Below are 14,414 nucleotides of genomic sequence, written 5' to 3'. Positions count from 1 at the left end.
GACATGATCTCCATGCGAGCCATGCAACCTCTTCGATCTGGTATTAATGTCAGCACTAATGCTGGTTCTAATGCCAGAACATCGCCCGATTTGCCCGATCAGCAAAATCCGCTCGCCGGACGCTCACTACGCGTAAACCCTGTAATCGTCATATGTCGAAGCCCTGTTCGGGCACAACATCAACGATCAGCCGGCGACCCGAGAGGTGGGAGGAAAACGGCGCTTACCGCTCAATGCGCTAGCTTTGATAGCAACCCGTCATCGCAAGGCCATGCGTTGATCAGAAGACGCGCCGTGTCGCCCAGCGTCCATGCGATCTTGCGGGATGCCGGGCCTCGCCCCCAAAACCGGCGTGAGTGCTGATGATGATGTGAAGCAGCATCCGTCACCGCATTAGTCGCCGCCGAAGCAATGCGGTCGACATGAAGAATGGCACAACTATGTAGATGCAGAGAACACCGATATGCAGGCAGGCATTGGTTATTGGTTGGCCCAGCATCGTCGGGCGGATAACATCTATCGAATGTGCCAAGGGCAAGAAGGCCGCTAGCTGCTGGAACGCTACAGGCAATTGGTCTATGGGAAAGACCGCGCCTGATAAGAACAACATCGGTGTGATGACCAGCGTTTGATAAAATATGAAATAATCGTAGCTGGGCGCGAGGGCCGTGACGACCATTCCAAGGCTCGCAAAGGCTAAGCCCGTGATGGCGATGACCGGAAGAGCATAGAGAAGAGCCAGCCAGTGAGTGTATCCCAACATGGCGGCGACGATACCAATACCGGTGCCTGCGAGCGACGCCTTGGTTGCTGCCCACGCCATTTCCCCAACGACGATATCCCCTAGCGTGAGCTGTGTGTACAACATTGCTTCCCAGGTGCGCTGGCCCTGCATTCGGCCAAAGGCCGCATAGATAGTCTCGAAGGTTGCAGCAGTCATCGCGCTTGTCGCGATCATTCCAGCCGCCAAAAATGCAGTGTACGATACGCCGTCAACGCGCCCGACCATCACTCCCAATCCAGCGCCGAGCCCGAATAGGTATATTATGGGATCGGCTAGATTTCCGAGAATGGATGCCAGCGCCGCTTTTTTCCAAGCCAGATAGTTTCTGCGCCAAACTGCGAGCCAGTTCAAACCGCCGGCGGGTAATGTTGCTACGCCCATCGTCTACTTCTCCATCTCGCGTCCGGTTAACCGCAAGAAGACATCCTCTAGATTTGGTGGACGCTCCAGCAAGCGCAGGTTCGAATATGCACGCAGTTGCGCGCGCACCTGCTCTGGATCAGGCGTGTAGCAGAACAGGGTCTCTCCGCTGATTTCCAGTCGCCTAGCATTCGGCCTGATCAAAAGACTTAGCTCCTGCGGATCGCCACCATAAATTTCGATCACGGGACAGCCAATCTGCTCCTCGATCAGGGCATGCGGTCGGCCTTCGGCGATCTTTCGGCCAGCTTCAAGCACGCACAGCCGGTCGCACAAGCGCTCCGCCTCTTCCATGATATGGGTCGTCAGAAGAATTGTCTTGCCGCGTGCCAACAGCGATCGAAGTCGTTCCCAGATCAAGTGGCGCGCGTGTGGGTCGAGACCGGTGGTCGGCTCGTCCAAAATGAGTAGCTGCGGGTCATTAATGAGCGCACGCGCCAAAGTGAGGCGCCGCTTCATTCCTCCCGATAGGTCTGCCACACGCGTATTCGCCTTGCTTTCAAGTCGCGCAAATTCAAGCAGCGATGGGATGACCGTTTCGATTTCTCGGGTGCTCATGCGGAAGTAGCGGCCGTATACCAAAAGGTTCTCACGGACCGTGAATTCCAGGTCGAGATTATCGAACTGAGACACGATCCCGATTTTCGCGCGCGCCAAGCGAACCTGGCCCGGCTCCTGCGCTCCGAGTACAGTGATCTTGCCTACACTCGGCGACGTCATTCCTAGGATCATACGGGTGATCGTGCTTTTACCTGCGCCGTTCGGTCCTAAAAGACCAAAACATTCTCCTGCGGCGATAGTAAACGACAAGTCATTGACGACGATTTTACCACCATATGATTTCGAAACGCCGGCCAGGTCGATTGCGACTGGGGACAATGAGCCAGAAGGCGAATCCATTGCCTTAAATTTCCATTGGTGCTGCCGCTCCGATAGGATGAGATGATCCTGGTGCCGATCAGCGATCGTCGTCTTCAAATTCGTTAATTGCCCGTTCATTTCTTGTCCCAGATTTTGAGCTGCAGTGACGCGTTCATCACTCGCCACTATAGGCAATTTCAGATGTCGCCCGCCCTGGCATTTTGGTAGCGCCCTGCTGCCCAACAGTGGGCGCAATCGCGACTGATCCGCGCGACAGCCAGTCGCTATTGGATAGGGTACAAAGGGCATAGGCCTTCAAGGGAATTAAGAGAAAGATGTTCACGAGCGTGTGGAGAGCAAAACCCAAAAACCTAAGTTCGCGGGCGCGATAGGCAGCCACGCTACAGCGTACAAGAGTCATGGATCCAATGACCAGGATCGTCCACCAGGGCAGTGTGGCGGTCAGCGCAAACTGGCCAATTCCTGTCAATACCGACAGCGCAAGAAGTAGCAGGCCGACATTTTGCCCGATTGCGTCCAGCGTGAGATACCGATCGAGACCAGGCAGTACAGGAAGCGCAAGCAAAGTATCCCGAAAGGTGCTGCGTGCCCACCGTAGTTGTTGGCGTAGATAAACACCCATCGTGTCTGGAACGACTGTCGCCGCGATGGCGCTCGGAACATACTCAGTTCGAAAGCCTGCGCTCAGCATGAGAATCGTCAAATGGCGATCTTCGCCGAAGTCACTCGGCTTGCCGCGATAAAGCTGCGTCTCGTACTGATCGAGCAGCGAAAGCATAGCAGACCGACGGTACATCGCACATGGGCCGCAGCAACACATAACTGCACCGAAGCGAGCTTGTGCCGCGCGCTCCTCGTTGCAGGCAAGCCAGTACTCCATGTCAATCAAGCGAGTTAGCCAGGTGTCCGCCTGGTTACTGGCTTTCATTTGGCCCATCGCCGCACCGACTGCTGGATCCCGCATTTTGTGGGCAAGCTTAGATACGACGTCGGGGGCGATCGTGGTGTCTGAGTCCACATTCAAAATGAGATCCCCAGAGGACTGGGTTATAGCGGCGATTTGCGCTTTGCGCTTTCCAACATTTTTAGGGAGAATTGTGAAGTTGAATCTCTCATCGTCTGCATAGGCAGCGCGCTGAGCCACAACCGCGTCGCGATTTTTGGAGCCGTCGTCGACTACATAGATGCGCAATTTTCCGGCATAATCTTGCTCCGCAAGCGACGCGAGGCATTCCGAAAGAACGATTGGGTCCTCGTTGAAGCACGGCACGATGACATCAACGCTTGGCACGGGGTTGGTTTCAATGTCTTTCGCAGGTGTTGTTGAGATCGTTGTCCGCCTAGCATGAAAGACCTGCGCGCTCTTGTAAACGGTGGAGAGCATTGCATAAAGCGAGATGGCGGCGATGCTGGTTGTTGCGAGCAGGGTCATGGTTTCTCGTTTGTCCAGTGTTTCAGGGAAGTGAACGAATCTCGAATCCGCGGCTATGCAGTGCCGGAATAATTCGAGAGAGTGCTATGAGCGTCTGGTCACGGAGTCCGGCAAGCGAGCATTGCTCCACCTCATCGGGAGGACACCCGTCGTGCAAAAGCACGATTGCCCCAGGCCGAGCAGCAGCAAGCACCTCATCAACGATCACGTCGACGCCCGGGCAAGACCAGTCTCTAGGGTCGGCCGACCAGTGAACGGCTCCAAGTCCAGCCCTCACCGATGCTGAAAGGACGTCTTCAGTCCAAACCCCGTAAGGCGCTCGTAAGTGCCGGACCAAGGCTTGGGGACAGGCCGAGACAATAGCTTGATGCGCCTCGTCTATTTCACGTTTCACATCCTTGGGATCGCAGGTGGCGAGGTCGGGATGCGTCATGGTATGATTGGCGACATCATGACCTTCCGCCACAAGACGCCGAATGAGTTCGGGGTGATCCTTCACGTATGAGCCGATAGCAAAAAATGTCGCCGGAACGCGGTGCTCAGCTAGAACATCCAGGATTTGCGGCGTGCAGAATGGATTAGGACCGTCGTCGAACGTCAAGTAAACGCAGCGAGCTTCCTGGCCGCTTGTGTGATTGACCGGTACTTCGCTCATATATGCGGGCCGCTTCATAGTTCCGACCCGTTTCGTTCAATCAACGAGCCCGCGGGCCACTCAGTCATTGGACGGTCGACGGGAACCACCAATACGAGGACATCTTCAGTGCGCGTGGCTGGCAGGTCGGAATGCGCGTCTGGAAGCGTCGAGCGCACACGCAGCCCGGTCATGATATTTGCGGTACCGTCTCGGCAGTATCTTTCCATATGATTCCGCATGGCGTGGCGAACTGTTCCGAAAGCAAATGGAACGCTCAACTCGCGCAGAATCGGAAACATAGCGCGGACCGAGTGAGCGATGCCTAATCCTTCTAGATCCGGTCGCACTCCGTACAGGCCTAGCTCGGCCACAAGCAATTCAGTCGTACCGACTTTTATGAAGCGGCGTAACAAGCCCATGTGGCTAGCGACGCCGTGCGAGTCATATGCGATTGCGCGGCGTTCGGGCCTCGCACCACCCCAGCTTCGGCCAGTCTCGAACGGCTTGGCATTGAACGCTCCCGTCGGCCCATAGGTCTTGCAAAAAAAATCGGCGAGTTCCGCGTGGTCGGAAGCTTCCAGCTCATTTTCCCAGCATATTTTCCATCGCACTTCAGAAGACATGCAAAAGCTCCAAGTTGTTTCTTCGCCCAACCACGATCAGAGCTGCGCGATATTGTTGCGCATACTTGTTGGATTGCCGGTTAGGCAATCGAGCGGTTAAGAGATGTAAGAGTCTCAAATCGGGCCCCTGCCCGGCGCTTCGTTTTTTAGTTCCTGGTCCTGATATTGATCAAGTTCCGGGTTTTCTATAAGTGATCCGAAAGATTGGTAAAATTGATTGTTTGGATGGCAATCATCTATGGAATGGATATTCAACCCATGCGTTTTAAAGGCCTAGATCTAAACCTTCTTGTAGCACTCGACGCTCTAATGACCGAGCGCAAGCTCACAGCAGCGGCGCGCAGCATCAACCTCAGCCAACCCGCCATGAGCGCTGCCATCTCTAGGTTGCGCGACTATTTCCGCGACGACCTTTTTATCATGCAGAGACGGGAGCTAGTTCCGACCCCGCGTGCAGAGGCACTTGCCCCCGCTGTTCGCGAAGCCCTCTTGCATATTCAGCTCTCCGTTATCGCTTGGGATCCAATAAACCCAGCGGAGTCCGACCGCCGATTCAGAATTATCCTCTCAGACTTCATGGCACTGGTCTTCTTCGACAAGATAATACTGCGCTTAGCTCGGGAGGCGCCAGGAGTCAGCTTCGAGTTGCTGCCACTTGACGACGATCCGGAGGAGCTTCTCCGCCGTGGTGATGTCGATTTTCTGATCCTCCCGGACTTATTCATGTCCGGCGCCCATCCGAAGGCAAGGCTTTTCGAAGAGAGACTGGTGTGCGTCGGCTGCCCTACGAACGAGCAGTTACAAGGGCAGCTCTCCTTGGAGCAATATATGTCCATGGGACATGTTGCGGCTAAGTTCGGACGTGGTCTCAAGCCTTCCGTAGAGCAATGGCTATTGATGCAGCACGGCCTCAAGAGGCGTATTGAGCTCGTCGTCCCGGGGTTTAACTTGATCCCGCCATTGCTGTCTGGCACTAATCGAATAGCAACCATCCCCCTGCGGCTGGTCAAACATTACGAACGAACTATCCCACTAAGAATCATTGAGCATCCTTTGCCGCTTGTTTCGTTCACTGAGGCTGTCCAATGGCCGGCTCTTCACAACACTGATCCTGGAAACATCTGGATGCGCGAGATTATGATCCAAGAGGCTTTGCGCATGGAATCTGAGATGGAAAGTTGTACGTCGTAAGCGGCACCGTCGGCTCATTTCACAGCCCCAGTAATTAGATCCATACGCATTGGCTGTGTTCCCAAAGGAGGTATTACGTTACAGGCGGCCCCCCGCCGCCTCAGCTCAGCTAGCAATCGAAGCTATTGCCGAGAGCGATCGTTTCTATCTGAGAAGGTGCGATTCGTAATGCTTTCCCTGGCCTCATGCAAAAGTGATTCAAAACTTTATTCCTGTAACTTATGTTCGGCCCATCGCGGAAACCAGCATCCAGCTGCGGCGACTTCCCCGACCTTCCGCACATGCCTTCTGCGCGAAATTGAGCAACGCGCCGACCCGGGATAGTAGCCGAAGCTCTACTTTCGATCCCGCAATACTTGTTCTTAAGGATTTGCAACGGCGCCGGCGCGAGAAGTTAGCCGCGGCAATATGTCGAGCCACAATCCATAGTGTGGATGCTTTTGATCCACACAATCAATTTTACCAATGATGCCATATGATCCATAGCAGGGCAGCCGCGCGGCGAGATTCCGGTAAGTTTTATTGGTTTCTGTCGTCACTTCGCAGACGAGCCGGAACATCTTCCGATGTTCGCAGCAATTAGATCGAGCCTTCTCGCAAGGCCGTCGGCTTGTCGAAATTAGGCATGATGGAGAGGAATACAAATGGCTGATCAACTCACACTGGAAATTATCAGTGCGATCAATAAGCTCGTCAAAGCTGAAAACGGCGAAAGAACGAGCGTAGCCCTCGGCGAAATAACGACTGACACTGAGTTGACTTCACTTGGCATCGATTCGCTGGGTTTGGCCGATGTCCTTTGGGATCTGGAGCAGCTCTACGGCATTAAGATCGAGATGAATACGGCCGATGCCTGGTCGAACCTCAACAATATCGGCGACGTGGTGGAAGCCGTCCGTGGCTTGCTCACCAAGGAGGTCTGAATGGACAGGCGCGTCGTTATCACCGGATTGGGCGGACTGTGCGGACTGGGCACCGATGCTTCCTCTATCTGGACGGAGATGCGCGAAGGCCGCTCCGCCATCGGCCCGATCTCAAACTCAGAGATTCATGAGCTGAAGGGGATGATCGGGACCGAGATCAAGGTGCTGCCTCAACACGACATTGATCGCAAACAGCTCATCTCCATGGACCGCTTCAGCCTGCTAGCCGTGCTTGCAGCTAAACAAGCCATGCTACAGGCCGGCCTTTCGTGCAATGAAGGAAATGCCCACCGTTTCGGCGCGACAGTGGGCGTTGGCTTTGGCGGCTGGGACGCTACCGAGAAGGCCTACCGCACCCTCCTATTGGGCGGCGCGACTCGCACTGAGCTATTCACTGGGGTAAAGGCAATGCCTAGCGCGGCTGCCTGTCAGGTAAGCATGAACCTCGGGCTGCGGGGGCCAGTCTTCGGTGCCACCTCTGCCTGCGCCTCGGCCAACCATGCGATCGCTTCAGCGGTAGATCAGATCAAGCTCGGTAGGGCGGACGTTATGCTAGCTGGAGGAAGCGACGCGCCACTCGTGTGGATCGTGCTTAAGGCATGGGAAGCAATGCGCGTACTCGCTCCAGATACTTGCCGGCCATTCTCGGCCGACAGGAAAGGACTAGTTTTGGGCGAGGGTGCGGGCATGGCCGTGCTGGAAAGCTATGAGCATGCCGCCGCCCGCGGTGCAACGATGCTTGCCGAGGTCGCCGGCATCGGCCTTTCCGCCGATGCCTACCACATCGCTGCACCAGCTGTGCATGGGCCGGAGGCGGCGATGCGCGCCTGCCTTGTTGATGCGAGTTTAAATGCCGAGGATGTAGACTACCTCAACGCCCATGGCACCGGCACCAAGGCCAACGATCAGATCGAAACGACGGCGATTAAGCGCGTCTTTGGTGACCATGCTCGATCGATGTCCATCTCTTCTACCAAATCCACTCACGCGCACTGCCTCGGGGCAGCAAGTGCGCTCGAAATGATAGCCTGCGTGATGGCGATCCAAGAGGGTGTCGTGCCGCCCACCGCCAACTATCGCGAGCCAGACCCCGATTGTGACCTGGATGTGACCCCTAATGTGCCCCGGGAGCGAAAGGTGCGCGTGGCCATGAGCAACGCCTTCGCCATGGGCGGCATGAATGCTGTCCTTGCGTTCAAGCAGGTGCCATGAAGTTAAGACCGTCACGATTGAACCCCTTGTAGGGCCAGCAGCAAATGCCTGAACCAGGCGCCGCCGATTCCCTTCAGCAAGGCTTCGCTGCAATTCCGCAGATACTCAGGCATCTGAAAGCTCACGCTACACCGAATTCACCACGTGTCGCGGGGAGCTGGAGCCCGCTATTTTTCGACGCCGGGAGCTCTCACGCGGCTCGCCGGCGACCAAAGTTTAGGCCTCACCTTTTCTGCCCGCGAATAAGGAGTGTTGCTTTCGATTCCACCTCTGCCTTCACCCGATATCCCGCCAGGTGCCAGCTTGATCGCGAAAGTCGCTGGTCCGGTGTTTTTGGGGCGCTTGCCGCTGTGTACGGAACCTGCCAAGTTGAATCCGCACATCTGATTGTGCCCTCCCCGAGCTGGTGAAACGCAAGGTCGCTGGTGCCGTCAGCCCCTTGTGCAGGATTTGCCTCGCTTGAGCAGACGACTTCAACCGGCCGCCAAAGGGGAAAGATTGCTGTTTACTCCTCTGTGAGCTCTGCCGTTATTAGTTGAATTCCAGCGGCAATCACCGACCACCCCCACGAACAAGATCTGAGAAGATACGATGACACGCAGCCAAAAAGAGAAGATGCTAGCAGGCGAAATGTACAACGCAGCGGACCCCGAGATCCAAGCCGAGTTGCTCCTCACCGGGGCTTGGTTGAAGCGGTATAATGACACGCTGGGCGACTCCGCCGAGCGGTGGAATGGGCTCCTTTTAGAACGATTGGGAGCAGTCGGGCTTGGAGCGGTTATTCGTCCTCCGTTCCACTGCGATTACGGGTTCAACATCCGGATCGGAGCTTGGGTTTACATCAATTACAACTGCGTCATTCTTGACGTGGCAGCGGTAACTATCGGTGACGGAACCGCAATAGGCCCTGCTGTGCAGATTTACACCGCGGACCATCCACATGATCCAGAGCAGCGCCAGGCTGGACTGCAGTTGGGACGACCTGTCAGCATTGGCAGGCACGCCTGGATTGGCGGTGGAGCAATCATTCTCCCGGGCGTGACAATTGGCGATCACGCTGTCATTGGCGCTGGTAGTGTGGTCACGCGAGATGTTCCTGCAGGAAGCACGGCCATGGGAAATCCAGCTCGGGTCAAGGCTGGTGGACGCTTGCCGAAATCATAAAAGCAGGCCTTGGGGTAAATCCGGCGGTAAAGGGCTGGTTTCTTTGCTTCTGCGAACGGACTTCTGGCCGCCATGGCCCTTTCGGTTCCAACTGTCGGCACTTTCACTCTGACGCCAACCTCTTTGCAAATGCGGCTGCGCAGTCCTGCTGACCGATTCGTGATCATGTTTGCATGCAAAGGGGCAACTACGCCTTAGGGTCAGCCCGCAGACACATACCGCTTCACCTGCAGAAAAACGAATTGCCTTTCAGCCCGTGCGCCGATGAAAAACAATTGGCGGCATGTCGTCGGCAAATAACAATTCCTGTTGGCGCGAACATTTTCAGAGGCAGGTGCCCCACGCCCCGGTCGTAGCTTATCAGTCGACACTTTGCAGAAGGCATCATGCGCTGCCTACAGCGTCTAATCGACGCAACCCGAGTGGGCGACATCCATATCGTGGATGATAGCTATCCCAACAATCAATTTTACTAATCTGTTTGGATTTATTAGCACGCGCTGGAGGACACGCGCCGAGCGGCGTCCGCCTCCTGATTACCTGTCGGGGGCTCTTGGGACATGGGTGACGAGCATGTGTGGGATTGTTGGCATAGTGGGACATAAGCCCGTGTCGGAGCGGCTGATCGAAGCCTTGGGGCGGCTGGAATATCGCGGCTATGATTCATCCGGCGTTGCTACGATCTTCGAAGGAGAATTGCACCGGCGCCGTGCGGAAGGCAAGCTCGGGAACCTTAAAACGAGATTGAAGGAAGCGCCCCTGAGCGGCACTGTCGGCATTGCCCACACACGATGGGCGACCCATGGCGCACCGACAGAATGCAACGCTCACCCGCACTTTACCGATGGTGTAGCCGTTGTTCATAACGGCATCATCGAAAATTTCTCCAAGCTAAAGGACGCATTGGCGGAGGTAGGGGCCAAGTTCCAGACTGACACGGACACCGAGGTGATTGCGCATCTCCTGACAAAATTCCGCCGGGATGGCATGGGATGCCTTGAGGCAATGCATGCCATGTTGAAGTGCGTCGAGGGCGCCTTCGCTCTTGCCATCCTGTTTGAGGATGATCCCGCGACCATAATGGTGGCGCGCAATGGACCACCGTTAGTGATAGGCCACGGCGATGGTGAGATGTTTCTAGGCTCCGACGCGATCGCTCTTGCTCCGTTCACGAATGACATCACATATCTGAACGATGGCGATTGGGCTGTTGTAGGCAAAACGAGTGTCCAGGTTTTCGATATCGAAGGCAATGTCGTTACGCGCCCACGGCACATATCGCTTGCTACCGCAGACCTGGTCGGCAAGGGCAATCACCCGCATTTTATGGAGAAGGAAATCTACGAGCAACCGGAGGTCATCGCCCGTGCTCTTGGTCACTACATCAATGTCAACGATAGTCATGTCACAACGACTTCAACCGACATCGATTTCGCCGGGGTTGAGAGCCTCGCGATCTCCGCCTGCGGCACGGCATATCTTGCGGGACTAATTGGCAAATATTGGTTCGAGCGCTACGCACGCTTAATCGTTGAAATTGATGTCGCCTCTGAATTCCGTTATCGAGAAATCCCGTTGTCGCCGCGGTCGGCAGCGCTCTTCATCTCTCAATCTGGTGAGACGGCTGACACGCTTGCATCGCTGCGCTATTGCAAAGCACATGGTCTGAGAATAGGCGCTGTCGTCAATACGCGAGAATCAACTATGGCCCGCGAGGCAGATGCCATCTTTCCGATCCTCGCCGGGCCAGAGATCGGCGTTGCTTCTACCAAGGCATTCACTTGCCAGCTTGCTGTTCTCGCTGCGCTAGCCATCGGCGCAGGCAAGGCGCGGGGCACGATCACAGACGACGAGGAACAGGTGCTCGTCCAAAGTTTGGCGACCTTGCCGGGCGTTATGCGACAGGTGCTGAACGACATCACGCCGGAGATCGAACTCTTGTCTCGGGAATTGTCGCATTACCGCGACGTGCTCTATCTCGGCCGCGGCACGAGTTTCCCATTGGCCATGGAAGGTGCGCTGAAGCTCAAGGAGGTTTCCTATATCCATGCTGAAGGTTATGCGGCAGGAGAATTAAAACACGGTCCGATCGCCCTGATCGATGAAAATATGCCAGTCATTGTCATCGCGCCACATGATCGGTTCTTCGATAAAACTGTCTCCAATATGCAGGAAGTGGCCGCCCGCGGCGGCCGCATCATTCTGATCACCGACGAAACGGGAGCTTCGATGTCAAAGCTTCCCACCATGCACACTATCGTATTACCCGATGTTGCGGAGATTATCGCGCCGATGATCTTCTCTCTGCCGCTGCAGCTTCTTGCGTATCATACCGCGGTCGTTATGGGGGCAGATGTGGACCAGCCGCGGAATCTAGCTAAATCGGTCACAGTCGAATGATTGTGACGATTGGTTAGATCGCAAATCGCCTCCCGGAAAATCCAGGACTTGATCAGACATCAAAAAAGTGAGGTCGTATGCACGAACTTTCGCTCGCCGACGTGCCGTCGCGAATTGGCCAGGAGCTCGGTAAATCCGAATGGATCACCGTCGATCAAACTACAATCGATCTCTTTGCCGATGCGACACACGATCATCAATTCATCCACGTGCACCCGGAACGCGCGGCAGTCGAAAGCCCGTTTGGTGGCACTATCGCTCACGGCTTCCTGACACTCTCGCTTCTGTCGGCGATGAACTTCAGCGGCATGCCAAAGATCCGCGAGCAGACCATGGGCCTTAACTACGGCTTAGACCGGGTGCGTTTCATGTCACCAGTTAAGACCGGCAGCCGTGTGCGCGGTCGCTTCGTTCTCTCTGAATGTCAATTTCGCGGCGCAAGCATGCTGGTGACTACCTACGAGGTTACGGTGGAGATCGAGAACGAGAACCGACCGGCACTCACTGCTAATTGGATCACTATCATTCAGTTTGATCCGAACGACAGGCCTAAAGGGATTTGACGCCAGCTCGCGCCAGCGGGTGTCGACTTGTTGTTTTGGCTGCACGCGATTTCGTAGTGTCACGCCGGAATTCTCGATCTGCTGCGTCGGCAATTGCGCGCTGGCATCATCCTTCGGGCAGGCGAAACGGGTTTGAGTTGAATTTCGCTGTAATGGAGGCTGATTGATTGCATTCGTTCCGTCTGGCCGCTGCGGTGTTGCCGCTACTTTTGTCATCTTGCATGCTCGGGCCCGACCATGCACCGCCGGAAACGCCTTTGCCGGAGAAGTTTTCCGAGGGTGCAAAACAGAGCGCCGGCGATGTTGCGGTGTCGGCGTGGTGGGATTCGTTTTCAGATCGTACGCTCAGCCAGTACGTTGCCTCCGGCCTGGATGAGAACCTCAGTGTTCAGCAGGCGCTCGAAAGGGTTAATGCCGCCGCCGCGGACGTCACCATCGCTGGCGCCGGGGGCCTTCCCAAGGCATCACACACGACAAGCGGCGAGATCGGCAAAGGGGGAGATGTCACGAGCACACAGAATATCTCCAGCGTGCAACTATCGTTGACCTGGCTGCTGGACGTATTCGGTCAGTACCGGCGCAGCACTGAAAGCGCACTGGCTTCTCTTGATTCTGCGCATGCGGCTGTCGACGCCGCAAAGCTAGCTCTAATCAAAGATCTTGTTTCCTCCTACATCGACGCCCGGTACTACCAGCAGCGCGTCTCGATTTCCCGAGCGAACCTGAAGTCCCGCCAGGAGACCTACGATTTCACGAATTTTCAAGTCGAAGCGGGAGCGGCTTCCCGGCTGGATGTCTTGCAAGCCGAAGGACTTGTCCGATCGACGATTGCCGAAATACCAAGGCTAGAACTGAATTTTCGCGTGTCGGCGCATCACATTGCGGCCCTCCTCGCTTTGCCGTCGGAAACAGTGATCAAGCAACTGCAGAAAAGTGAAGGGCAGCCGGTCTATCGCGGAAAGATCAATGCCGGCATTCCCGCCGATCTTATTCGCAATCGATTCGATATTCGCCAGGCTGAACGGGATCTCGCCGCCGCGACTGCACAGATCGGCGTGGCGGAAGCACAGCTTTACCCCGCGATAACGCTCTCCGGCTCGATCACCCCTTCCTATATCAAGCAGCGCGGCCGTCACGGGGGTATCTTGAAATGGTCCTTCGGGCCGAGCCTTGACCTCCCAATTCTGGACGGCGGCCGTTTGCGGGCAAACGTGGAGACTTCTAAATCGGACGCCGCAGCAGCCTACATAAGCTGGAAATTAACCGTCCTGACAGCTGTGCAGGAAGTCGAGGACGCTTTGACAGCCGTCCGACGCGACGTTCACACAGAGAACTCACGTCGCAGGCAAGTAGAAACGATCGAAGAAGCACTGAAGCTTTCGACGGCCTCGTACACGGATGGCGCCTCTTCTCTCCTCGATGTTCTCGAAGCGCAAAGGCAGGTGTCCAGCGCTCAGGCGAGCCTCGCTGCGGCGATCCAGCAACTGGCCAAGGATCACGTGCGGTTGAATGTAGCAATCCGCGGTGGTTTTGCGGCTCCCAAAGTCGCGTCACCCAGGGAGGCCTCGACGGTTGCAGCCGCAAATGCAAACATCCAATCCGCACATTCGCAATAGCCGAGCGCTGGATGCGGGATGGTTTAACCTGATCAAGTCATTAGCGCGCCAGCGCCTGAGTTGTATTGGCGCCGGCCGGGAGGTCGTCCAATCGCGGCACATGCCCTTCACCACCTCCCGCTTACGAGCAGGGCTTAGAGCTAATGGGATGGTCCGCCCTGTCTCCCGAGAGCATAACGGAGGTGGGCAAAGGAGGGCTGAAATTATGGATCGCAACCAACTGCGCCAATGCGCCGTCTTCGGCATCGATATCGGAAAGAACCTCTTCCACGTGGTCGGCCTGGATAGTTCCGGCGCGAGACGCTACTGCAGTTCTTCGAACGAGCGAACAGAACGCTTGTCGGAATGGAATCCCGTCCGGGTTCCCAATGGCTTGCGCCAAGTTGCAGACGATGGGGCATTCCGTCCGCATCATCCCGGCGCAGTGAAGTCTACGCAAAATCGAACAAGAATGACATCATCGATGCTGCGGCGATCGCAGAAGCTGCAAGGCGACCGACGATGCGCTTCGTTGGCATTAAGCAAGCCGATCAGGTCGATCTTCAGATGTTGCATTGGGTGCGTATT

At 55.9% G+C, this 14,414-nt stretch carries 12 protein-coding genes and 2 pseudogenes; 8 read left to right on the top strand and 6 right to left on the bottom strand.

Annotation, left to right across the window (positions count from 1 at the left end; genetic code table 11):
• Window positions 1–254: 254 nt before the first annotated feature.
• The 6 genes and pseudogenes from GR197_RS32355 to GR197_RS16530 form a co-directional block, all read right to left on the bottom strand.
• Window positions 255–378, bottom strand: a pseudogene (locus GR197_RS32355) (DUF982 domain-containing protein); the annotation flags it as partial.
• 7 nt (window positions 379–385) lie between these two features.
• A complete protein-coding gene (locus GR197_RS16550; RefSeq protein ID WP_131604687.1) occupies window positions 386–1,165 on the bottom strand; it encodes an ABC transporter permease in 780 nt (259 codons plus the stop codon).
• A gap of 3 nt (window positions 1,166–1,168) precedes the next feature.
• The gene (nodI, locus tag GR197_RS16545; protein ID WP_011654224.1) at window positions 1,169–2,203 is read right to left on the bottom strand and encodes a nodulation factor ABC transporter ATP-binding protein NodI; all 1,035 of its coding nucleotides are present in this window, start codon (window positions 2,201–2,203) and stop codon (window positions 1,169–1,171) included.
• A 37-nt stretch (window positions 2,204–2,240) separates the two neighbouring features.
• Window positions 2,241–3,518 (bottom strand): chitooligosaccharide synthase NodC, encoded by a 1,278-nt coding sequence (gene nodC / locus GR197_RS16540; RefSeq protein WP_003551808.1) that lies wholly within the window; start codon window positions 3,516–3,518, stop codon window positions 2,241–2,243.
• Window positions 3,519–3,540: 22 nt separating this feature from the next.
• Window positions 3,541–4,191: a chitooligosaccharide deacetylase NodB gene (nodB, locus tag GR197_RS16535; protein ID WP_011654222.1), complete on the bottom strand. Its 651-nt coding sequence runs from the start codon at window positions 4,189–4,191 to the stop codon at window positions 3,541–3,543.
• Complete coding sequence (locus GR197_RS16530) at window positions 4,188–4,778, bottom strand: NodA family N-acyltransferase (RefSeq protein ID WP_131604689.1); 591 nt, start codon at window positions 4,776–4,778, stop codon at window positions 4,188–4,190. The genes nodB and GR197_RS16530 overlap by 4 nt, the downstream gene beginning before the upstream one ends.
• Before the next feature lie 258 nt (window positions 4,779–5,036).
• Between GR197_RS16530 and GR197_RS16525 the strand changes: the two genes are divergently transcribed.
• The 8 genes and pseudogenes from GR197_RS16525 to GR197_RS32875 form a co-directional block, all read left to right on the top strand.
• A complete protein-coding gene (locus GR197_RS16525; protein ID WP_003551803.1) occupies window positions 5,037–5,969 on the top strand; it encodes a LysR family transcriptional regulator in 933 nt (310 codons plus the stop codon).
• A gap of 644 nt (window positions 5,970–6,613) precedes the next feature.
• Window positions 6,614–6,892, top strand: coding sequence for an acyl carrier protein (locus GR197_RS16520; RefSeq protein WP_011654221.1), 279 nt, complete (start codon window positions 6,614–6,616; stop codon window positions 6,890–6,892).
• On the top strand, window positions 6,893–8,104 hold the full coding sequence (locus GR197_RS16515; protein ID WP_003551798.1) for a beta-ketoacyl-[acyl-carrier-protein] synthase family protein: 1,212 nt from the start codon (window positions 6,893–6,895) through the stop codon (window positions 8,102–8,104).
• Window positions 8,105–8,695: 591 nt separating this feature from the next.
• Window positions 8,696–9,268, top strand: coding sequence for a nodulation O-acetyltransferase NodL (nodL, locus tag GR197_RS16510; RefSeq protein WP_003551796.1), 573 nt, complete (start codon window positions 8,696–8,698; stop codon window positions 9,266–9,268).
• Window positions 9,269–9,841: 573 nt separating this feature from the next.
• Window positions 9,842–11,668, top strand: a complete 1,827-nt coding sequence (gene glmS / locus GR197_RS16505; protein WP_131604691.1) for a glutamine--fructose-6-phosphate transaminase (isomerizing) — start codon at window positions 9,842–9,844, stop codon at window positions 11,666–11,668.
• A gap of 77 nt (window positions 11,669–11,745) precedes the next feature.
• Window positions 11,746–12,231 carry a MaoC family dehydratase gene (locus tag GR197_RS16500; RefSeq protein ID WP_011654219.1) on the top strand — a complete coding sequence of 162 codons (486 nt, stop codon included), beginning with the start codon at window positions 11,746–11,748 and terminating at the stop codon, window positions 12,229–12,231.
• A 167-nt stretch (window positions 12,232–12,398) separates the two neighbouring features.
• Entirely contained in the window at window positions 12,399–13,847 is a 1,449-nt protein-coding gene (locus tag GR197_RS16495) for an efflux transporter outer membrane subunit (protein WP_163982966.1), read from the top strand.
• Between the two features lie 205 nt (window positions 13,848–14,052).
• Window positions 14,053–14,411 (top strand): annotated as a pseudogene (locus tag GR197_RS32875) (IS110 family transposase); the annotation flags it as partial.
• Window positions 14,412–14,414: the final 3 nt, after the last annotated feature.

Source organism: Rhizobium phaseoli (assembly GCF_010668805.1).
GTDB classification, from domain to species: domain Bacteria; phylum Pseudomonadota; class Alphaproteobacteria; order Rhizobiales; family Rhizobiaceae; genus Rhizobium; species Rhizobium phaseoli_A.
The sequence above is the reverse complement of the archived record's forward strand: the minus strand, read 5'-3'. Positions and strand labels throughout refer to the sequence as shown.

What these genes read in the sequence shown, in the direction of transcription:
- nodL (WP_003551796.1), top strand. Translation starts at nt 8,696, where the DNA reads ATGACACGCAGCCAAAAAGAGAAGATGCTAGCAGGCGAAATGTACAAC.
- nodB (WP_011654222.1), bottom strand. Translation starts at nt 4,191, where the DNA reads ATGAAGCGGCCCGCATATATGAGCGAAGTACCGGTCAATCACACAAGC.
- GR197_RS16520 (WP_011654221.1), top strand. Translation starts at nt 6,614, where the DNA reads ATGGCTGATCAACTCACACTGGAAATTATCAGTGCGATCAATAAGCTC.
- GR197_RS16515 (WP_003551798.1), top strand. Translation starts at nt 6,893, where the DNA reads ATGGACAGGCGCGTCGTTATCACCGGATTGGGCGGACTGTGCGGACTG.
- GR197_RS16525 (WP_003551803.1), top strand. Translation starts at nt 5,037, where the DNA reads ATGCGTTTTAAAGGCCTAGATCTAAACCTTCTTGTAGCACTCGACGCT.
- glmS (WP_131604691.1), top strand. Translation starts at nt 9,842, where the DNA reads ATGTGTGGGATTGTTGGCATAGTGGGACATAAGCCCGTGTCGGAGCGG.
- GR197_RS16550 (WP_131604687.1), bottom strand. Translation starts at nt 1,165, where the DNA reads ATGGGCGTAGCAACATTACCCGCCGGCGGTTTGAACTGGCTCGCAGTT.
- nodC (WP_003551808.1), bottom strand. Translation starts at nt 3,518, where the DNA reads ATGACCCTGCTCGCAACAACCAGCATCGCCGCCATCTCGCTTTATGCA.
- nodI (WP_011654224.1), bottom strand. Translation starts at nt 2,203, where the DNA reads ATGAACGGGCAATTAACGAATTTGAAGACGACGATCGCTGATCGGCAC.
- GR197_RS16500 (WP_011654219.1), top strand. Translation starts at nt 11,746, where the DNA reads ATGCACGAACTTTCGCTCGCCGACGTGCCGTCGCGAATTGGCCAGGAG.
- GR197_RS16530 (WP_131604689.1), bottom strand. Translation starts at nt 4,778, where the DNA reads ATGTCTTCTGAAGTGCGATGGAAAATATGCTGGGAAAATGAGCTGGAA.